General features: G+C 38.7%; 20 protein-coding genes and 1 pseudogene. 10 read left to right on the forward strand and 11 right to left on the reverse strand.

Translation table 11 applies throughout. The features are described from left to right. Window positions 1-205: 205 nt before the first annotated feature. The 3 genes from MUN88_RS12630 to MUN88_RS12640 all read right to left on the reverse strand — a co-directional run bounded on the left by MUN88_RS12630 (window position 206) and on the right by MUN88_RS12640 (window position 2,293). On the reverse strand, window positions 206-1,099 hold the full coding sequence (locus MUN88_RS12630; protein ID WP_369809992.1) for a ClpXP adapter SpxH family protein: 894 nt from the start codon (window positions 1,097-1,099) through the stop codon (window positions 206-208). Next, window positions 1,096-1,500: a globin domain-containing protein gene (locus tag MUN88_RS12635; RefSeq protein ID WP_244715565.1), complete on the reverse strand. Its 405-nt coding sequence runs from the start codon at window positions 1,498-1,500 to the stop codon at window positions 1,096-1,098. The genes MUN88_RS12630 and MUN88_RS12635 overlap by 4 nt, the downstream gene beginning before the upstream one ends. A 211-nt stretch (window positions 1,501-1,711) precedes the next feature. Next, a complete protein-coding gene (locus MUN88_RS12640) occupies window positions 1,712-2,293 on the reverse strand; it encodes a CYTH domain-containing protein (RefSeq protein ID WP_244715567.1) in 582 nt (193 codons plus the stop codon). A 138-nt stretch (window positions 2,294-2,431) separates the two neighbouring features. On the opposite strand from MUN88_RS12640, the gene yjbM reads away from it, so the two are divergent. The 3 genes from yjbM to MUN88_RS12655 are packed head-to-tail and all read left to right on the forward strand — an operon-like array spanning window position 2,432 to window position 4,787. Next, the gene (gene yjbM, locus MUN88_RS12645) at window positions 2,432-3,055 is read left to right on the forward strand and encodes a GTP diphosphokinase (RefSeq protein ID WP_244715569.1); all 624 of its coding nucleotides are present in this window, start codon (window positions 2,432-2,434) and stop codon (window positions 3,053-3,055) included. Between the two features lie 13 nt (window positions 3,056-3,068). Next, the gene (locus tag MUN88_RS12650) at window positions 3,069-3,875 is read left to right on the forward strand and encodes an NAD kinase (protein WP_244715572.1); all 807 of its coding nucleotides are present in this window, start codon (window positions 3,069-3,071) and stop codon (window positions 3,873-3,875) included. A 21-nt stretch (window positions 3,876-3,896) separates the two neighbouring features. After that, window positions 3,897-4,787: an RluA family pseudouridine synthase gene (locus MUN88_RS12655; protein WP_244715574.1), complete on the forward strand. Its 891-nt coding sequence runs from the start codon at window positions 3,897-3,899 to the stop codon at window positions 4,785-4,787. A 405-nt stretch (window positions 4,788-5,192) separates the two neighbouring features. On the opposite strand, the gene prpE is transcribed toward MUN88_RS12655, so the two are convergent. Continuing rightward, window positions 5,193-5,930, reverse strand: a complete 738-nt coding sequence (gene prpE / locus MUN88_RS12660; protein ID WP_244715576.1) for a bis(5'-nucleosyl)-tetraphosphatase PrpE — start codon at window positions 5,928-5,930, stop codon at window positions 5,193-5,195. Between the two features lie 37 nt (window positions 5,931-5,967). Next, a complete protein-coding gene (locus tag MUN88_RS12665) occupies window positions 5,968-7,161 on the reverse strand; it encodes an FtsW/RodA/SpoVE family cell cycle protein (RefSeq protein ID WP_244715578.1) in 1,194 nt (397 codons plus the stop codon). A 211-nt stretch (window positions 7,162-7,372) separates the two neighbouring features. Between MUN88_RS12665 and mgtE the strand changes: the two genes are divergently transcribed. The 3 genes from mgtE (at window position 7,373) to MUN88_RS12680 (ending at window position 11,438) form a co-directional block, all read left to right on the forward strand. Next, window positions 7,373-8,737, forward strand: coding sequence for a magnesium transporter (gene mgtE, locus MUN88_RS12670; RefSeq protein WP_244715580.1), 1,365 nt, complete (start codon window positions 7,373-7,375; stop codon window positions 8,735-8,737). A gap of 15 nt (window positions 8,738-8,752) precedes the next feature. Further along, a complete protein-coding gene (locus tag MUN88_RS12675) occupies window positions 8,753-10,594 on the forward strand; it encodes a monovalent cation:proton antiporter family protein (protein ID WP_244715582.1) in 1,842 nt (613 codons plus the stop codon). Window positions 10,595-11,045: 451 nt separating this feature from the next. Continuing rightward, window positions 11,046-11,438 carry a thiol-disulfide oxidoreductase DCC family protein gene (locus MUN88_RS12680; protein WP_244715584.1) on the forward strand — a complete coding sequence of 131 codons (393 nt, stop codon included), beginning with the start codon at window positions 11,046-11,048 and terminating at the stop codon, window positions 11,436-11,438. Between the two features lie 36 nt (window positions 11,439-11,474). Here MUN88_RS12680 and MUN88_RS12685 read toward each other — a convergent pair whose 3' ends face one another. Continuing rightward, window positions 11,475-13,013 (reverse strand): glycine betaine uptake BCCT transporter, encoded by a 1,539-nt coding sequence (locus MUN88_RS12685; RefSeq protein ID WP_244715586.1) that lies wholly within the window; start codon window positions 13,011-13,013, stop codon window positions 11,475-11,477. Window positions 13,014-13,196: 183 nt separating this feature from the next. Further along, window positions 13,197-13,685, reverse strand: a complete 489-nt coding sequence (locus MUN88_RS12690) for a CotY/CotZ family spore coat protein (protein WP_244715588.1) — start codon at window positions 13,683-13,685, stop codon at window positions 13,197-13,199. A 174-nt stretch (window positions 13,686-13,859) separates the two neighbouring features. Here MUN88_RS12690 and MUN88_RS12695 point away from each other — a divergent pair, with 174 nt between their 5' ends. The 3 genes from MUN88_RS12695 to MUN88_RS12705 all read left to right on the forward strand — a co-directional run bounded on the left by MUN88_RS12695 (window position 13,860) and on the right by MUN88_RS12705 (window position 15,004). After that, window positions 13,860-14,294, forward strand: coding sequence for a CotO family spore coat protein (locus MUN88_RS12695; RefSeq protein ID WP_244715590.1), 435 nt, complete (start codon window positions 13,860-13,862; stop codon window positions 14,292-14,294). Between the two features lie 84 nt (window positions 14,295-14,378). Next, entirely contained in the window at window positions 14,379-14,606 is a 228-nt protein-coding gene (locus MUN88_RS12700; protein ID WP_244715592.1) for a hypothetical protein, read from the forward strand. Window positions 14,607-14,725: 119 nt separating this feature from the next. After that, entirely contained in the window at window positions 14,726-15,004 is a 279-nt protein-coding gene (locus MUN88_RS12705; RefSeq protein ID WP_244715594.1) for a hypothetical protein, read from the forward strand. Window positions 15,005-15,387: 383 nt separating this feature from the next. On the opposite strand, the gene MUN88_RS12710 is transcribed toward MUN88_RS12705, so the two are convergent. From MUN88_RS12710 to MUN88_RS12720, 3 genes are all read right to left on the reverse strand, one after another. Beyond that, window positions 15,388-16,062, reverse strand: coding sequence for a DUF421 domain-containing protein (locus MUN88_RS12710; protein ID WP_244715596.1), 675 nt, complete (start codon window positions 16,060-16,062; stop codon window positions 15,388-15,390). 119 nt (window positions 16,063-16,181) lie between these two features. Continuing rightward, complete coding sequence (locus tag MUN88_RS12715; RefSeq protein ID WP_244715598.1) at window positions 16,182-16,604, reverse strand: GNAT family N-acetyltransferase; 423 nt, start codon at window positions 16,602-16,604, stop codon at window positions 16,182-16,184. Window positions 16,605-16,615: 11 nt separating this feature from the next. Then, window positions 16,616-17,329 carry an alpha/beta hydrolase gene (locus tag MUN88_RS12720; RefSeq protein ID WP_244715600.1) on the reverse strand — a complete coding sequence of 238 codons (714 nt, stop codon included), beginning with the start codon at window positions 17,327-17,329 and terminating at the stop codon, window positions 16,616-16,618. A 126-nt stretch (window positions 17,330-17,455) separates the two neighbouring features. Here MUN88_RS12720 and MUN88_RS12725 point away from each other — a divergent pair, with 126 nt between their 5' ends. Continuing rightward, window positions 17,456-18,127, forward strand: a complete 672-nt coding sequence (locus tag MUN88_RS12725; protein WP_244715602.1) for a DUF3298 and DUF4163 domain-containing protein — start codon at window positions 17,456-17,458, stop codon at window positions 18,125-18,127. A 230-nt stretch (window positions 18,128-18,357) separates the two neighbouring features. On the opposite strand, the pseudogene MUN88_RS12730 reads toward MUN88_RS12725, so the two are convergent. Further along, window positions 18,358-18,949 (reverse strand): annotated as a pseudogene (locus MUN88_RS12730) (cell wall hydrolase). Window positions 18,950-19,083: the final 134 nt, after the last annotated feature.

Genomic DNA, 19,083 nt, shown 5'->3' on the forward strand with positions numbered 1-19,083 from the left:
TTATTGCTTTATTATATGTAATCAAGCGTGGGAGTAGAAGTGTGACACTTTTGTGAAATTATGAACAAATGTATTGTCAATTTTATTTATGCTTGTTATAGTTATAATAAGTTAAACAAACAACCCCTTTGTTTGACCTGAAACTTTCTCCCATCCTTTATCTTAAAGAATAGATAACAAAAAAGGACATGTGCTGAACATGTCCTTATTTTGTATATTTCCAGAAGTAACCGAATTTGACCGGTACCTTCTCGACAACCTGCTTCAATTGTAATTTTTTCATTTCTTTTTCCGCTTTTTCCATCGACCAATCATATACAACGGCAATTTCTTTCGTGCCAACAAAATCATAATGAGATAAAAAATCTAATAATTTCGGCTTCTTCGCAGGCAATGGTTCTTTCTGCAACATTTGCTTCAGTACTTTGACATAGATTTCATAAGGATAAATTCCGGAAATTTTTAATCCTGCGTCGTCTTCAGACTGATTAAAGAATACCATTGTCGGAATATACTCAACATCCATTTCTTTTGTGATTTTTAAATCACATTGTAAGGCTTTTTTGGAGGAAGTGGAATATAAGTCTTCTCGAAACTCTTCAATATCAAGATGTACCGTATTCGCGCAATCTAACAGAACTTCTTCTTGAGAAATATCTTTTTTCTCTAGAAAAGCCAGTTCTTGTAATTTACGTAAGAATCTTTTACCAGCTTTTTTCCCTTGCAATTCTGCAGCTTTGATCGCAATGGATGCAAGCCAAGGATAATGAATAGGGTTCTCGATCCAAAGGTCACCATCACAGCTCATTCCTGTACGACTAGCCGTCTTTTCCCAGATATCTTTCAACTTTCTAGGTTTTTCAAATTTGTCCTTATGCAGACTCGTTAATTGACCACTTAATACGGTCCGAATGGTAAAAAAGCGACCATATTCAATCGATAATTTCTTTAAATAGGGTTCTAATGACCAGCATTCAGGGCAAAGCGGATCAATGAATACATAAATTTCAATCGGTTTTTTTAAAACATCAATAAAATGATAATGCGTTGTTTGGTTTCGATCCTGGTGTTGCCAGGATCCGGCAGAATTCCAATTCACCATGATTCTCCTTTCTCATCAGGCGTATTCATCATGTGATTGGCTGTGAGAGTGAGCCGCTCAAACATTGCACTACGGTACGGTTCTTCAATATTTGCTTCTTCTAAAGCACCTTTCATACAAGCAAGCCAGGCATCACGTCTCGTTGGCGTAATCGGAAAACGCAAATGACGCTTTCTCATCATAGGATGCCCATGTTCTTGGATATATAATGGAGGTCCACCAAAAAATTGAGTTAAAAATTGTGTTTGTTTTCTTGCTACTTCCGAAAATTCGTCTGGGAAGAGGGGAATTAGATCAGGATGTTTAGACACTCTCGCGTAAAAAGCCTCAACTAATTCCTCAATTTTTTCGTGCCCCCCAATTACCTCATAAATGCTGTTTCCTTCAACTTCTCTCATATCCTCCAAACCTTTCACTTTGTGGTACTTATTTCTCTATCTCTCTTTATGTTACTATATTGTAACAGTCTTTATATAGAACTAGCAACTTATGTGATTTAACGTATAATGCAATGTACTGTAAGGATGAACTGTTATCATACAGATATCCTTGTCTGTAACGGATTTAGAACTGTGTTCATCGATGCCGGACACTATTACAAACTTTTGATTACAGATGCACGGTTTGATAAAAGCGTTCAATTTTATTAGCGGTTTGGCGTTTAGGGATTTGGTGTGTTGCTAACAGCTTCTCAAATACTTGATAGCCATGTGTTTCATCGGTTGCTTCCAATTCCAGTTCATAATCGGTATGACCATTGTAATTGCTTTTATCCAGTACGAGGGTACAAGCATCCTTAGTAAACTCTATGCGTTTCGTTTCCAGCATACCACCATATTTTAGTGCATGAATGTCAATGTTCATTTCATTAAGTGCGTCCGTGATATCCCGCTTTGGTATAATATCCTCATCGATCCATTTATCAGCTTCTTTCTCTGTTATGGTACAATGTGTCTCTAACAGCCCTGCGCCATTTGGATTTGGCTGTTTAAGTGTAAGCTGATACGTGTTATTCTTTTCACGGATACGCAGTGCTGCACGGTTTTGCTTCAATTGAAAATCTTTTGTTTCAAAATAGTGATTTCGTTGCAAAATGTGAGATCGGTTCCCTGCATTGTAATAGTTAAGTAATTGCTCATACTCTGACCCTGTCAGCATATTTTTAAATTCTATTTCGATTTCCTGTGTCATCTTTCTCCTCCTTTTGCATGTATATTTTGCAGCATTCAGAATAAAAAAGCAAAAATATTGATACAAGCTATGATTACTTCTTTCGTTTGGAATATGGTAAAATAATCATAGACAAAGATAACACAGGTGGTGCTAGACATGAATTGGCGAAACTTCTTGGCACCTTACGCACAGGTGGTTGAAGAACTAAAGGTGAAATTGAAAGGGATGCGGGCTCAATTTGAATTTGAATCCAGTCATTCTCCAATAGAATTTGTTACAGCCCGGGTAAAGCCGGTCTCCAGTATTAAAGAAAAAATGAAACGGAAAAATATTCAGATTGACGATATGGAAGAACTCCAAGATATTGCAGGAGTCCGTGTTGTTTGTCAATTTGTAGATGATATATATGACATAGTAGACCGTTTGAAGACACGAAATGATTTTGACGTTATCGAAGAAAGGGATTATATTAACCACAAGAAAGACAGTGGTTACCGCTCTTATCATCTTATTATTTCTTATCCCGTCGAGACAATACATGGTGAACGAAAGATCATTGCAGAAATTCAGATTCGTACATTAGCAATGAATTTCTGGGCAACAAATGAACATTCTCTAAATTATAAATATGAAGGGAGAATTCCGGAAAAGGTAAGGGCAAGACTGAAACGAGCAGCAGAAGCAGCTTTTAAACTGGATGAAGAAATGGCAAAGATTAAAGACGAAATTCAAGAAGCACAACGCGTGTTCCGAACAAATAAAAGCAACAATGACAAGTAAGGGGGTAACAAGTGTGCGTTTTGCAATACTTTCACGCGATGATAATAAATCCGAAGTAATCAAAGCTAGGATGAAACAATATTTAAATGATTTCTCTCTTGAATATGATGAAGAAAAACCTGAACTAGTTATTTCTGTAGGTGGTGATGGTACTTTTCTAGAAGCATTTCATACATATAGGCATCGATTGCAGGATACGGCATTTATCGGTGTCCATACGGGGCATCTTGGTTTTTATGCGGACTGGGTACCGGAAGAAGTAGAGAAATTAATTATAGAAATAGCGAAAAAACCTTTTGAAGTGGTGGAATATCCTCTGTTGGATGTCAAAATACATCCAATTGGTGATGAATCCTATACCTCTTTTTTAGCATTAAATGAGGTGTCGGTTAAGTGTGCTGATGGAACAGTGGCAATGGATGTCCATATAAAAGGTGCGCATTTTGAACGTTTTCGCGGGGATGGCCTTTGTGTATCGACACCGTCAGGCAGTACAGCATACAATAAAGCGCTGGGGGGAGCTATTTTACACCCATCTTTAAACGCTTTGCAGATTACCGAGATGGCATCCATTAATAACCGGGTCTACCGGACGATTGGATCTCCGTTAATTTTGCCAAAACATCATATTTGTGAATTATTACCGATCTATCACAATCGAAAATTTATGATTACAGTGGATCATCGCACTGAAGAATATGACAATATTGATCGGATCGAATGTCGCGTGTCAGATGAGAAAATACGATTTGCACGTTTTCGAGCATTTCCTTTTTGGAAAAGGGTGCATGACTCCTTCATTTCGGATGAAACAACTTGATATAAATGTAGGTGGAACAAAGTGAAATGGAAAGTAGATCAAGACTATCATGAAGCGTTATTACGTGACTATTTACATCAGGCAAGAGGGATTTCACGACGAACGCTTACTGCTGTGAAATTTCGTGGTGGTAAATTATTCGTTAACAATCAGGAAGTTAACGTACGGCATATCCTTTCTGAGGGAGATAACGTTGAAGTGATCTTCCCACCGGAAACGAGAAGTGAATTGTTAAAGCCGGAACCTCTTCCGCTTGATATTGTGTATGAAGATGACGATGTATTAGTCGTCAATAAGCAGGCTTACATCGCTACGATGCCGTCCTATCATCACCCACAACATACCTTATCCAATGCGGTTATCTTTCATTATGATCAAGAACAACTGCCGTATACGGTCCATGTCGTAACAAGACTGGACCGTGATACTTCGGGATTATTATTAATTGCAAAACACCGGCACAGTCATTCTGTTTTATTCCGTGATCAACATGAGGGAACGGTAAATCGTCGTTATCAGGCCATTGTATCCGGGATAATGGAGGACAAGAAAGGGACGTTGGATTTAGCGATTGACCGCGCACCAGATTCAATCATTCGGCGTGTTGTATCCCCATCTGGCAAGCGGGCGATCACTCATTATCAAGTGTTAGAGGAACAGGATGATGTTTCATTAGTAGAAGTTCGTCTGGAGACAGGCAGAACCCATCAAATCCGTGTCCATTTCTCTGCAGTTGGTCATCCGCTCATTGGAGATAGCTTATATCAAGGTGATACGACCTTTCTAGATCGACAAGCGTTACATTGTCACCAACTGGGCTTTCATCACCCAATGACAAGAGAACGTCTGCAATTCGAGATACCTTTAGCTGATGAGCTGGAGAGGACATGGGAATCATTGAAAAAGCAATAAACGAAGGAATGGGGATAAAAGTGTCCTTGTCACAATAAAAGCCGAATATAACGTGAATGTTGTTTGATGACAATTTACGTTATATTCGGCTTTTTTTATGCTGTTGACAAAATTAACTTCTTACAAAATACTCTATTTTCAACCGATGTGAAAGTGATTATATATTCACACTCCTATATACTTTCTGTCGCCACAGTTGCTGAGCGACACAAAATCGGGACTCTCGATCGAGATTTGTATCCAAAGCTAGGGAAAGGAAACAAAAGTCAAAGCAACAACCAGAGATTTGTATCGAAAAATAAGATCATCACTTAATTGTCAGTTCTTCGCTTAAACCGTACTAAACAAGCCCATATTCCAACGTCATGCATCACGTCAAAATATGGACCAGCCAACCGCTTATTATTAATATCGGAATTTTTCTTCTACAAATGGCATGCTTGCTGGCACGCTGACGGTTGTTTCTTCTGGAAGGCGAAATGCGGACAATTTGTTGCCGAAAACGCAGCCCGTATCAATATTAACGGTTTTATGAACGAAACGTGGTTCTAATACGGGAGTATGACCATACACAACCCAGCGTTCTCCTTGATAGTTCTGGGCCCAATCTCTTCTTACAGGCCGTCCGTCGGGATGTTTTTCACCTGTTATATCGCCATATAGTACGAAGGTTTTCACTTTCTTATCGTCCCTGCCAATATATTTTTCTGGTATACCGGCATGTGCAATGACAACGTCCAGCTCATCGATCTTTTGATAAAGAGGTGCATGCTCATAGAGTGTCATCATCATTTTTTTCACTTCTGCCTGTTCATCAGCTGGCAACTGCTGATATTCGGCAACTGTTGTCTCGAGCCCATGCTGATGCGAGACGTTATTGCCAAGAAAATAACGGTATAATTTATTGCAATGGTTGCCAGGCACATAATAGGCAATTTTTTGTACATGAACCAGTTGATATACAAAGCGTATCACTTCAATCGATTGCGGACCCCGATCGGTTAAATCGCCGACAAAAGCGATACGTCGTCCATCTGGATGGTGAACGTGGTTATTTTTTTCTACGTGATAACCGAGCTGATCCAACAGGTCCATCAGCTCATGATAACAGCCGTGAATATCCCCGATGATATCTAATTTCATAACCAAAACCCCAGTCTATTATTGCTATTGTATATAGTTAAGATTCGTCAAACATATAGGTTTTTATACGGAAGAAAACATTTAAGACAATTCCTATTGCCATTAAATAGGTCAGTGTTGAGCTTCCCCCATAGCTGATAAATGGTAATGGCAAGCCCGTAACAGGTAATAATTGAATCGACATGCCGATATTTTGGAACACCTGATACGTAAACATACCGATAATCCCTGTCACCATATAACTGGCGAATGGATCTTTACTTTTGAGTGCAATAAAAATTAACCGGTATATTAATAAAAAATATATTAAAATCAACATGCTTGCACCAAAGAAACCAAATTGTTCAGCAATGGTGGAAAAAATATAATCCGTCTGATATTCCGGAATATCGGTCGCTTTTTCAAATGTTCCGATTCCTTTCCCAGATAACTGGCCAGATGCAATAGCAAGCATCGCCGTCAAGGTTTGGTAGGCACCTTCCTGGCTGAATTGATCTGGGAATAACCAGCCTTGGAGCCGGTCGACAATATGGCCTAAATCCTTGTCATACAAGAATTGGTTGACGGCTTCCGTGAAATTAAGGTAAATAAACAGGACTGTCACTACCATGATGACACCAGAACCGACAATTGTAAGAATAATTCGCCATTTGATTCCTGAGACTAACAACATACAGGCTGTGATCGATGCCAACACCAATACACCACCATAGTCAGGCTGCTGTGTCAGGAAAAAAATCGGTACTAGTGCGGCAGCTGCCATTTTACACAGTAGCCATAGATCCATTTTGACTGTATGTACCGGATATTTTTCATTGTGGGCTACCATGATGTGTGCTTGAAATATAATCAAAAACACTTTCATAAACTCGGCAGGTTGCAAGGTACCAAATCCGGGAATAGAAAACCAGCCCCAAGCGCCATTTACTTCTCTTGCAATTCCAGGTGGAAAATGGAAGAAGAGCATAAGTAATGCCAAAATCCCTAATCCATAGAGGATCCAGGAGACTTGGCGTAAACGGTCATAATCAAACATCATAATAACAGCGATTAGCATAGATCCTGCAATATACCATACCATTTGTTTGATAAACAGGTTGTCATAGTCAGCACCTTTTAAACTTAAATAAGGATCTAACGTATATAAAGTGAAAACACTTATAATTCCGAAAATAATCACGATAAAAATAAGCGAGTAATCTAGTTTTGCATTTGCATTCTGTTCAGGCATATTCTGTTAAACCTTTCTTTCTTGAAAAATTTAGTCCACATCTAGTATAGTGGAAAAATGATTTTTTGAGAATAAAAATATATCAATTCTTTCGATATTGTATCATTTTTTGATAATAAGAATGTGTAAAATCTGCGTATTTTTTTACGAGATATGTTATTCTTTTAACATCTTCATAAAATTATGTCAAAAGGTGATAGGAGGCGGACTAATGGAACATTTAGAGCAGCAAGAACGTATGGAAATGTGGAAAAAGATTCAGGAAACCCTCATCAATGAACAAATTGATCAATTTCGGGCTGAATATTTAGAATTACATCCGTATGATCAAGCCAAAATATTTGAGGAACAAAACGAAGACATCCGCTTCTTAATCTATTCCTATTTATCTCCAGAAGAGATGGCAGAAGTTATCGAGCAGGTCGATCAAGACATCGTATCTGATTTCATTATTGAAATGGTTCCGGCATTTGCCGCCAAAATATTAGAGCACATGTCTACAGATGATGCGGTAGATATATTAAATGAATTAGATAAGAACAAGGTCGCAAGCTTTTTGACTATCATGGACAAGCGATCTTCTGAAGAGATTAAAGAGCTTCTCCATTATGAAGAAAAAACAGCGGGGAGTATTATGACGACGGAATTCGTCGTGATACATACGACCATGACTGTTAAAGATGCGATGCGACATTTGCGTAAAGAGGCTCCGGATGCAGAGACGATCTACTATATATATGTTGTCAATTCCTATAAAAAATTAGTCGGTGTTATCTCATTACGAGATTTAATTATCGCAGAGGGAGATTGGCTGATTGAGGAAGTCATGAGTGATCGAGTAGTATCTGTGCCTGTTGGCGAAGATCAGGAAGAAATAGCACAAATGATGCGCGATTATGATTTCCTTGCCTTGCCTGTTGTTGACTTTCAAGAGCATTTACTGGGTATTATTACAGTTGATGATATCATGGACGTTATGGAGGAAGAAGCGAGCGATGACTACTCCAAGCTTGCCGGTATCTCGGATGTAGAAAGTAGTGGGGATACAGCAATCTCTTCTGCAAAAAAAAGATTACCCTGGCTCGTCATCCTGCTATTTTTAGGCATGTTAACAGCAAGTCTGATCGGTCGCTTTGAAGCAACGCTTGCGCAGGATCCGATTTTGGCCGTATTCATTCCACTGATTGCCGGCATGGCTGGTAATACCGGGACGCAAGCTCTGGCAGTTGCTGTAAGAAGTATTTCGACAGGAGATATGAATAAAAAAGGAAAAGCAGCAGTAATCTGGCAAGAAGCTAAGACCGGCTTGATTACTGGTGTTTCATGTGGAGTGATTATTACGCTATTAATTGCATTGTGGTATCATGATTTTTATTTGGGGATGCTAGTAGGTATCTCCATCATGGCAACCTTGCTGGTGGCGACTATTTCCGGTGCATTTATTCCACTTGTAATGGACCGTTTTAAAATTGACCCGGCAGTTGCCTCGGGGCCATTCATCACTACATTAAATGATGTCATCTCGATTTTTATTTATTTTGGTTTAGCAACGACCTTTATGAACTTTTTATTATAGAGAGGGGGACTGCACATGCACGGAGAATCAGTAAGTTCACTCGTCATCGTTATTATTGCAGCCTTTTTAACACCAATTCTGTTGCATCGGTTCCGATTGAAGATGATTCCTGTTGTTGTAGCAGAGATCATCGTCGGCTTAATTATTGGCCATAGTGGTTTTAATCTAGTGGAAAACAGTGACTGGCTGGAAACATTGTCTACACTAGGGTTTATTTTTCTTATGTTCCTAAGTGGTTTGGAAATTGACTTTACCATATTCTCGAAAAAGTGGCGTAAACAAAATGGTTCGAAAAATATGCCAAATCCAGTCAAATTGGCCACTATCATATTTATCGGTATATTAATATTATCTTTTGGTCTATCCTATTTGTTTGTATTGTTTGGTTTTATCGACAATATTTATTTAATGACGTTAATTATTTCTACTATTTCATTAGGTGTTGTCGTTCCAACGTTAAAAGAAGCGCAAGCTATGCAGACAACCGTTGGACAGACGATTCTGCTGATTGCCGTTATAGCTGATTTAGCAACGATGATTTTATTAGCTATTTTTGTTTCTTTCTATGGAGATGAGTCCGGGAACATGTGGCTATTACTATTATTGTTCGGTGTTGGTGTCCTCCTTTATTTCGTTGGGAAATATTTCAGGAACCAGTCGTTTATTGAAGCAATGTCGAAAGGTACAATTCAGATCGGTACAAGAGCTGTATTCACGCTGATTATCTTCCTTGTGGCATTGTCTGAGAGCGTTGGAGCTGAGAATATCCTAGGTGCTTTCTTGGCTGGTGCGTTAGTGTCGTTATTAGCTCCAAATCAAGAATTAGTACAGAAATTGGACAGTTTTGGTTATGGCTTTCTGATTCCGATTTTCTTCGTGATGGTCGGCGTCGATTTGGACTTGAAAGCTTTATTCGGAGAACCGAAGATATTAGTGTTAATTCCGCTACTGTTCTTTGCGTTATTACTATCAAAAGTTATTCCTGTGTTCCTGTTGAAAAAATGGTATGACACCAAGACAGTGATCGCATCCAGTATGCTCTTAACGTCAACGTTATCGCTTGTAATTGCGGCTGGAACGATCGGGGAGCGACTAGGCATCATAACTACTGAAATGAACGGCGCTCTCGTGTTAGTTGCTGTTCTATCCTGTATTATTACACCAGCCTTCTTTAAGAAATATTACGTGAATGAAGAGGAAGCAAATTATCAGCAGTCCGTCTCTTTCATTGGTATCAATCAGGCAACGATACCAGTATTGCGAGAACTGGATCCAAAAGACTTCGAACCCCATTTATTCCATACGAAGCAGGAGAATTTGGACGACAGCAAAAGCAGATCGATCTTCGAGATTAATGAGCTTGATAATTATGATTTTGATACGCTGGAGATGGCCGGTGTCTTTCAACATGATATCGTGGTTGTCACGACTGGTAACCTAGAAAAGAATGAGGAAATCGCAACTTATGCAAAAAGGCTAGGCGTGGAAAGAGTTATCGCCAGAGTGGAAAATCCGACAATGGAAAAAAGGTTGAAGGAGATCGGTGTCGATGTTTTCTCCATTTTATTATCATCGAAAACATTATTAAAAGCATTGATTGAATCACCGCATGTTGTCAACATTTTCACGGAACAAGACAGCCAGTTGTATGAAATTAACATGAACAATGCAGGTTATGAGGGCACGGTGTTGAGAGAGTTCCCATTCACCGGTGATGTTATCATGGTCCGGATCTTCCGAGGCAACGATTCAATCGTTCCACACGGTGATACTGAGCTTCGGCTAAATGATCGCCTGATCGTCACAGGTTCATCTGAATATGTAGATGAATTACAACAGCTTCTGGAATATGTATAGATGCAACTGAAAACCTCCGCATTTGAGCGGAGGTTTTTTATATGGAAAAAAAGCAAGTGAATGGCAGAATCGAATAGAAGACACAAGCACAGACAAAGTGGATCTTCAGCTCGCGCTGACGCATGCGAAGTCTCCGCTTATTTCCTACGCTTAAGGGAAGTTCTACAATGTTTGTTGGATCAACAAATAGCAGCAGTGCAAGGCAGCAGTGGTTGGCCGGAGTGGTATCGTAGCAAATGAATCATTTCAAAATTCCACTAAGCAGCATAATCCGTATTATAGGTAGTTTTATACAGGCTTAAGCCTGACTTTTCCTATGGATTGCTCTGGAATCTTTATAATATTTTCGTGGACAAACTCAGGAATGGTATATAAGTGGATTACTTTCTATCTGCCATTTTTTTGAGTATTCAACCCAAAGGATGGTAAAATAGAAGAAAGAGGTGTTCCTATGAAGCGAATTATTCTATTTGATGGCGTTTGTAACTTTTGCTCCAGCAGTGTGCAATTTATAATACAACGAGATCCTGATCGGAAATTACATTTTGCCTCGTTACAGAGTGAAGTGGGGCAGGAACTTGTACAAAAATATCATGTCCCGGAGGATATCGACAGCTTGATTCTTATTGATAACGATCAAGTCTACACAAAATCTACTGCCGCATTAAATATAGCAAAACAATTGTCAGGTGTTTATCGTTTTGCTCGCATATTTTTAATAATACCGAAACCAATACGGGATTTTCTATATCAGATCATTGCGAAAAACCGTTACAAATGGTTCGGAAAAAAAGAGGCATGTATGATACCCAAACCTGAAGACAGACAGCGGTTTATTGACTGAAAAAGGCTATCCCTAACCCCGGGATAGCCTTTCTACTTAACCTTCTTCTCTTCTTCGTCTTTTAAGGGCATATGTTCTTCCTTCTTCTTTAAACGCCTTAATTAGCGCAAACACAATCATGATCATTATAATCGCAAATGGGAATGCGGCGATAATCGAGGCAGTCTGCAATGCTCCTAGTCCACCTTGCCATAATAACACAGCAGCAGTACCAGACTGAACGATACCCCATGCCACTTTTACAGAAACATTCGGGTTCAGATCTCCATTCGTCGTTTGCATACCAAGAACGAACGTTGCTGAGTCAGCTGATGTAATAAAGAATGTGCTGATTAACAACACGGCTAATACAGCCATTACCGCAGTTAGTGGGAAGTTTTCTAGTACTGTAAATAAAGCAGCTTCGGAACCAGACTCATTCATAATATTATAAATATCGATACCTTCGTTCATCTCTAAGTGAATAGCGGAACCGCCAAACACACTGAACCAAAGCGCACCAAAAATCGTTGGTACTAATAAGACACCAACTACAAACTCACGAACTGTACGTCCGCGTGATACACGTGCGATAAACATACCTACAAACGGTGCCCATGCAATCCACCAAGCCCAATAGAAAATTGTCCAGTTTTCCAGCCAATCCGCATTATCTTGATTAAATGGTGCCATACGGAAGCTCATTTCCGGCAGGTTGGAAATATAAGATCCTAGCGTTGTTGTAAAGAAGTTCATAATAAAGTTAGTTGGACCTGTAAACAATAGGAAGAACATGAGTAAAATGGCTATTACAATATTTGTTGTACTCAGTATTTTTATCCCTTTATTCAAACCTGTTAAAGCGGATAGCATGTACAATACCGTGACAACTGCAATAATGATTAATTGTAAGCCAACGGTATTCGTGACATTACCTGTAACAAATTCAATACCACTGCCAATTTGTTGTGCACCCAGTCCTAATGACGTTGCAACACCAAATACGGTTGCAAATACGGCAATGACATTGATTGTTGTACCAAAACCACCGTTCATATTTTTTCCGAATAAAGGTTTTAACGTACTGCTGATTAACCCTGGTTCATCCTTTCTAAATTGGAAATAGGCTAAAGCCATGGCTAATGTTGCATAGACTGCCCACGGATGGAGTCCCCAGTGGAAAAAACTGTGCTGCATTGCGACACGAGCAGCCGCTGCATCTGTATCGGTAGGGTAAGGTGGATCATGATAGTGCCAAACCGGTTCTGCTGCACCCCAGAACACAAGACCAATACCCATTCCAGCACTGAATAACATCCCGAACCAAGTCAGATAGTTATATTCAGGCTTGTCTCCATCTTTACCAAGAACAATATTTCCGTATTTCGAAACAATTAAAAAGATAGCGAAAATTAAAAAGCCGGTTGTTACTAGTAAATAAAACCAGCCAAATCGACTAACTAGAAATCCTTGTATGTTGGTTGTTACCGTGTTCAGATTTGTTTCGGGTAACACATCCTTAGGAATAAGCCCCCATGCAATAAAGACAATTGAAATTGCGAGTGAAATGTAAAATACTTTAGATACTTTATGCATTCAAATATCCTGTCCCTTCTATATATAGTTTTGTGTATGAGTGCACAATTTACCTTACCCTATTCTAATGGGTAGTATTCCAAAAATCACGAAATACGCATTATTTTTCTAAATGTAAAGGCTTTAATCCTAATTTTACAAAAAAAACCTTCCAAACCTGATTAGGTTTGGAAGGGGGTAGTATTAAAGTACTGATACTGCTGGTAAGCAAGTAATCGCACAGAAACAATTCAAGTCAACAGTGATGCAAATTCCAGTACGTTCTAAATCAGAAACTTGTTCGTTGTCTAGTTGTTCACATGGATCACCACAAGCATGCTCATCATCATCGAACACTAATAGTTCTAGTACAGCACAACCTGTGTCTTCATCTACATCGTTCACCCGGAAGATAAAGCTGCTAAAGCACTCGAAACGAGCAGGACCGCCGTGAGATTTCACTTCAGCACCGTACCCTTTGAAAGGTTTACCTTTTTTATCATATAGAATGAAAGGTACTGTATCTAACCCATTTGCTGTTGCTGGGGATACTAAGTCACGAATTGATTGTGAACAGCTAATATCACAATGGTTGTCAACTACATTGTCTTGTGCTTCGTCGATTGCAAGAACTACATCAAGTACACAGCTTTTTCCAGCTACACTTACTTCATCATGGCAATTTTTACCCATTATCTGACACTCCTTCAGAAAAAAGATTTCGTTAACACTAATAATCTATGTCATAGGAACGTATGCGTATAGACGAGTGTCTCGGTTTTGAAAAAAAGCCTTTAATTTTTTGCTCACAACGATTAGGCAGTTAACATATACATACATTAGCAGCAAGTAAAGGAGGAAATACTTTTGGAATCGAACAATTCTAATCGAGAAATACCGAGAATGTATATTGCACAACCAAACCATGCGGAACCAAGGCGGTCCATGCAATCGGCTTATCATTCAACAAATTACAATAAACCAAAGCAACCATCTAAGAAACAACCAAAACAAATAAAACCTGCAAAGAAACGACAAAAACAAGAAGTAGAAACACCAGCACCTACTATGGAGAAAAAGAAATTTAAAGATATGGATGTCAAAGAAAAAGTTATATATTTTGCCGATATGCCATTTCATGTTCCAAAAAACAAATGCCAAATTGTAACAGAAAGACGAAAATACACTGGGTTAATTGAAGGTTTTCAGAATGACATGGTTGTTTTAAAGGTTGTGAATAAATCCCAACCCGTTTCTGTCCCGTTAGAACAAATACAAGAAATTAATTTAGTTGGATTTTAATAAACACTTATATAGGTCAAATGCATAAGATATAGTGTTCATTGGCAAACGAGTTAGTTCATATATAAATAAGGAGTGGAGAACGTGTCAGAAAAAAAGAAAGTAATTTATGTGAAAGATTTAGTGATCAAAGCGGATAACGTTCGTATCGAACCAACCCGCCGTCACGATCCTTTCTTTGGCCCTCGTTCAGTAGAGGATGACCATCATGAGGTAGATGATGTGGTGGAAGAAAGAGAAGAACATCACGATCATGATGATCATAAAGATCACAAGGATGATAACGATCGTCCACCATTTTCTTGGATATAAGCATAAAACAGATAGCTTTAATGCTTGAAGGCTATCTGTTTTGCTTATTTGTATAAAAATAGGATTAATTAACGGTAAAAGGGGTATATCAATAGAAACATGTGATGGAGGGATGCAGAATGGGTTATATTATGCCGGTAGAAAATTATCAATATCAGCAATACCAGCAGCGTGTGACAAAAGTTAAGCGTGACCCGTTTCCTATAGAGAAAGTGTATCCGATCCAGCATGATACATCATATGAGGAGTCCCAAACAAGAAAAGAGGAAGTGTTACCTTCTTCAACACAGCGAAGCCATTATCGTCTTGTCATAAATCAGCAGCCTGAATCAAAGCCCAAAGCGCATATTTATGCACAAGTCACAGGAAAAGGCAGACATTTTCAAGCAAAAGTGTAGCCAGCATTTACATACGCTGGCTGCACTTTTTTTATAGATTATACCTGAATGATTAGTTTGAATAGTTGCTATTAGCAGATGCTGAAACGTCTATATTTTGAAAGGCTTGATAAAGGCATAGTTGGATGCATGAAGATGACCGGATTTCAGGCGAAAGCGAGTTGCAAGAGGTCGCCGAACGCACTATGATGACTGGACTTCAGACGAAATCGAGTACAAGTGATCGTCAAACGCATGAAGATGATCAGACTTCAGCGGAAGCGAGTATTATAAGAATCACCAAACGTATGTGCAAGATTAGTTCAACACATACAACAAAATGCCTGAAGCAAAAAGCTTCAGGCATGTCTTTCACTTAAAACAGATGTTTTTTTGATGAAATATTAGTAACCCTGAATATACAAAGGCCGTTCCCGTGAATATTCTGCATAAAATACTTCTTTCACTGATGCTATCTCTTGTTTTTTTAGTTCCTGTTCTAACCACGCTTCATCTTTTCCAATTTCTTCTAGGCTGTCCCAGATAATTTCGCCATCGTTAATTAGCATGAATGGCAACACCACTTCCTCTATGGGTAGGTTTAATTCATGTCGTGTAGGCTGCTGATAGGCAGTTTTTTTTAGTACAGAAACGGTACCATCGGTTTCTAAAATGGCATAGTCCACTTCCTGTACAGAGAAGGTATCCTTAGATCGTAACAAATGTAGCAATTGATTAATATCCAATTTGCCTTTTTTCATTTCTTCTCGCTGTAATTTTCCTTTATGAATGATAATCGAAGGTCGACCTTCTAACATGGACCTTGTTTTTTTGTATCGTTGTGTAATTAACTCTGTTACGTATAATAAGGTTCCCCATAATAAAACAGCAAAGCCAATATCCTTAATCCCAACCTGATCGTCATATAACGCATTTCCGACAAGTTCCCCAAGAATAAGTGCAGAGATAAAATCAAAGGCAGTCAGTTGTTTAATTTGGGTCTTTCCAAGTACTTTGGCTAAGATAAACAACATTACAAAACCAAATAATGTCTCTACAAAAATTGAACCAAAAAGCATAGTCTTCTCCTATCTTTACATTATTTTTTACTAGGATAGACAAAAAGCGTTCACTGCATACTAGCAACAAGCAATTTATCGCATATAAAAAGCAGTCTGCTCAGCAGACTGCTTGAAGCTTATAATGATTTTGTCATGGTAACATGGGGGATTCCTGCATCGAGGAATTCACCTGATATGGTTTGGTAGCCAAGGCCTTGGTAAAAACCTTCAGCACGTGTTTGGGCATTTAACTTTGATTTATTAAAGCCTTTTTCCTTCGCTACACCTTCCATGTGTATAAGAATATCCCTTCCATAACCTAATCCGCGCGCTTCTTTCATAACACAAATCCGTTCCATTTTGCCATAGCCATCAACGAAGCGCATTCTGCTTGCTGCAATGGCCTGACCATCGGAATAACCGACGAAATGGATCGCTTCCTCTTCTAAATCATCGATTTCCAGTTCTTCAGCCACATTTTGTTCTTGTACGAAAACGGTATAACGTACATTATAAGCATCTTTTAATTCTTTTTCAGTCTCGACAATTTTAATATCCATTCTTTTTCTCCTTATAACATGGTGATTAATATCTTTTTTAAATCCTTTTGCCAGTATGTCCAAGTATGATTGCCATTAAATTCTTCATAATGATAAACAGAAAGTTTGTTTTTTAAGGCATTATGAAAGGAACGATTCGGTGCCAGGAAATCAGAAATCTCTCCTGTTGTAGTATCTACCTCTGTTTCATCAAGTCCAATTGATTGATATAACTCTAGCTGCGATCCTGCCGGTACTTTGTCCGCTTGTTGCAATACACGCTCATTCATATAAGGTGATTGCATAATCGCTGCGTGGAACGTACTCGGGAATTGACTCGCTACCATAAATGCTAATGTACCCGCGAGTGAATCACCCATTAAAATTCTTTTTGCAGGTGTGATATGTAGTGTTTCTTCCACATAAGGGATCGCTTCTTTGACGAGAAAAGCGATGTAATCGTGCTGCTGTTTGCCGTCTGGATGATACTTTTCCTTACGATCATATTTATCATGATAATGAATGCCGACAAAGATAGTCGGTTCAATTTCCATTTCTTCATGCAGCAGATCACTAAGCGTTGCTACACGGCCTATGCGAAAATAATCTTCACCATCCTGCATCACGCACAATTGATAATCTTGAAATGGTGTAAAACCTTCGGGGAGGTACCATTTCACTTCGATTTCTTCATTTAAATAGGTACTTTCGATATTAGCTGAATCCATGGATCCTTTGCGTCCCATGATATCGCCTCCTTACATGTGCATATTTTAACATAAAAGCAAGAATAGATAGTACCGTCAAATCCTAAAATATTCAAAACGACATGTATGATTCGTTCTATTCTATCCAAACTAAGAAAAAAAGGTGTGAGTGAATTGAAGAAAGGTTTAGTAATTTTAACGATTTGCTTGATGATGCCGCTCATTAGCTTGTCTGTTTTAGCCGCAAATCAAACCGCAACAGTATCGGATGAATTATATGAGGAGATGGCAGCCTTAAAATATCCGAAAGTCTCTGAAGTAGCAAACGTTAAGATGGAGCATAAGATCAATAAAATTTTTCAAAATTATATTACCGCTTCCTATAATGAATTAAAGGAAAATGAAGAGGAAGCAGCGCAACATGATTTCCCTGGAGAATATCAGACCGATTATGAAGTGAAATACAACCAATCTCCATTGCTCAGTATTTTGACGAGTAATTACATGTTTAGCGGTGGTGCACACGGTAATACCGTGGTCGAGTCGTTCAATTTTGATGTTAGTAAAGAAAAACGTGTCTTTCTGACGGATATCCTGACGAAAGAAGAACAAGTCAAAGCAGTTCGGGATTTCGTCTGGGAGTATGCCATAGAACGCCCGGATATCTTTTATCCTGATTTAGAAAAAGGTGATATTAAACTGTCCAATGAAACAGCTTTTTATTTCACGGATGATGGTATTACACTTGTGTTCCAACAGTATGAGATTGCGCCATATGTCTCCGGAAATCAGGAAATAGCAATCCCCAAAAAAGTATATGAAAAAGTATTGAAATAATTAGAAAAAATTGGCTTATCACAAAGTACTCGCGAAAGCCTTAGTTTTCTTATACTTCGTACATGCTAAATTTTCACTACGTCAATCTTCTTCATCGCTAAAATTTTATATTTTTCAAACGTACAAAAAAGAACCGGCAGAACCGGTTCTTTTTTATCGAAATTACTTGCTCACAGTGATTCCTTTCTCTCAGTTGATGCCGTTTTCTAGACGGGCAACTTGCGCTTTTCTTATTTCGCAAAGACGTGATTACCAATTGTAACAGTAGTTTCACGTGAGAAAATCCAATCGCTTTGTGCTGTGTTCGGATTATAGAAGTAGATCGATCCTTGGCCTTGGCCACGGAATGCAATTGCCTCTTTCACAGCACGAATAGATTCGCTGTCGGCTTCTTTATTAATTTCACCGTTTGCTACTGGACTGAATGCGTGAATCACACCATTTGAATAAGTCTCATTGATGACTCCTGTAATTGTGTTTGGAAAATCAGTGTGATCGACACGGTTTAACACAACGGTCGCCACGGCTACTTTACCAGCGTATGGCTCACCTTGTGCCTCTGCATGTACCAGGCGCGCTAATAAATCGAATTCTTTTTCTGAAACACCGGTTGGTATTTGTCAACTCCGCACCAGGATAAAGCATAGATGAAGAGTAATTGTTGACACTCATTAATTCATTAGTAGATACATTATAGTTCTGTGCTATTTTCCAGAACGTGTCTTCTTTTTTGACGGTGTAGGCATCTGCAAAGCCAGGCAGTACCGTTAAACCAGTGACAACTAGTAAACTACTTATGAACATTTTTATTTTAATTTTCATATGTTTCCCTCCTGAATTACTAGTTAATAGATTAGCAGATGTAATATAAAGTTTCGCCATGATATTTTTTCCAATGATGAAAATGGTTACTATAACAGGGGGGAAAAGTTTACCAATTCTTAATTAATTGGATA

Origin of the sequence: Gracilibacillus caseinilyticus (assembly GCF_022919115.1) — a bacterium.
Classification (GTDB): domain Bacteria; phylum Bacillota; class Bacilli; order Bacillales; family Amphibacillaceae; genus Gracilibacillus; species Gracilibacillus caseinilyticus.

Excerpts from the sequence above, each read along its gene's own strand:
- MUN88_RS12635 (WP_244715565.1), bottom strand. The coding sequence starts at position 1,500 with ATGAGAGAAGTTGAAGGAAACAGCATTTATGAGGTAATTGGGGGGCAC.
- MUN88_RS12640 (WP_244715567.1), bottom strand. The coding sequence starts at position 2,293 with ATGACACAGGAAATCGAAATAGAATTTAAAAATATGCTGACAGGGTCA.
- yjbM (WP_244715569.1), top strand. The coding sequence starts at position 2,432 with ATGAATTGGCGAAACTTCTTGGCACCTTACGCACAGGTGGTTGAAGAA.
- prpE (WP_244715576.1), bottom strand. The coding sequence starts at position 5,930 with ATGAAATTAGATATCATCGGGGATATTCACGGCTGTTATCATGAGCTG.
- MUN88_RS12665 (WP_244715578.1), bottom strand. The coding sequence starts at position 7,161 with ATGCCTGAACAGAATGCAAATGCAAAACTAGATTACTCGCTTATTTTT.
- mgtE (WP_244715580.1), top strand. The coding sequence starts at position 7,373 with ATGGAACATTTAGAGCAGCAAGAACGTATGGAAATGTGGAAAAAGATT.
- MUN88_RS12675 (WP_244715582.1), top strand. The coding sequence starts at position 8,753 with ATGCACGGAGAATCAGTAAGTTCACTCGTCATCGTTATTATTGCAGCC.
- MUN88_RS12680 (WP_244715584.1), top strand. The coding sequence starts at position 11,046 with ATGAAGCGAATTATTCTATTTGATGGCGTTTGTAACTTTTGCTCCAGC.
- MUN88_RS12685 (WP_244715586.1), bottom strand. The coding sequence starts at position 13,013 with ATGCATAAAGTATCTAAAGTATTTTACATTTCACTCGCAATTTCAATT.
- MUN88_RS12690 (WP_244715588.1), bottom strand. The coding sequence starts at position 13,685 with ATGGGTAAAAATTGCCATGATGAAGTAAGTGTAGCTGGAAAAAGCTGT.
- MUN88_RS12705 (WP_244715594.1), top strand. The coding sequence starts at position 14,726 with ATGGGTTATATTATGCCGGTAGAAAATTATCAATATCAGCAATACCAG.
- MUN88_RS12710 (WP_244715596.1), bottom strand. The coding sequence starts at position 16,062 with ATGCTTTTTGGTTCAATTTTTGTAGAGACATTATTTGGTTTTGTAATG.
- MUN88_RS12715 (WP_244715598.1), bottom strand. The coding sequence starts at position 16,604 with ATGGATATTAAAATTGTCGAGACTGAAAAAGAATTAAAAGATGCTTAT.
- MUN88_RS12720 (WP_244715600.1), bottom strand. The coding sequence starts at position 17,329 with ATGGGACGCAAAGGATCCATGGATTCAGCTAATATCGAAAGTACCTAT.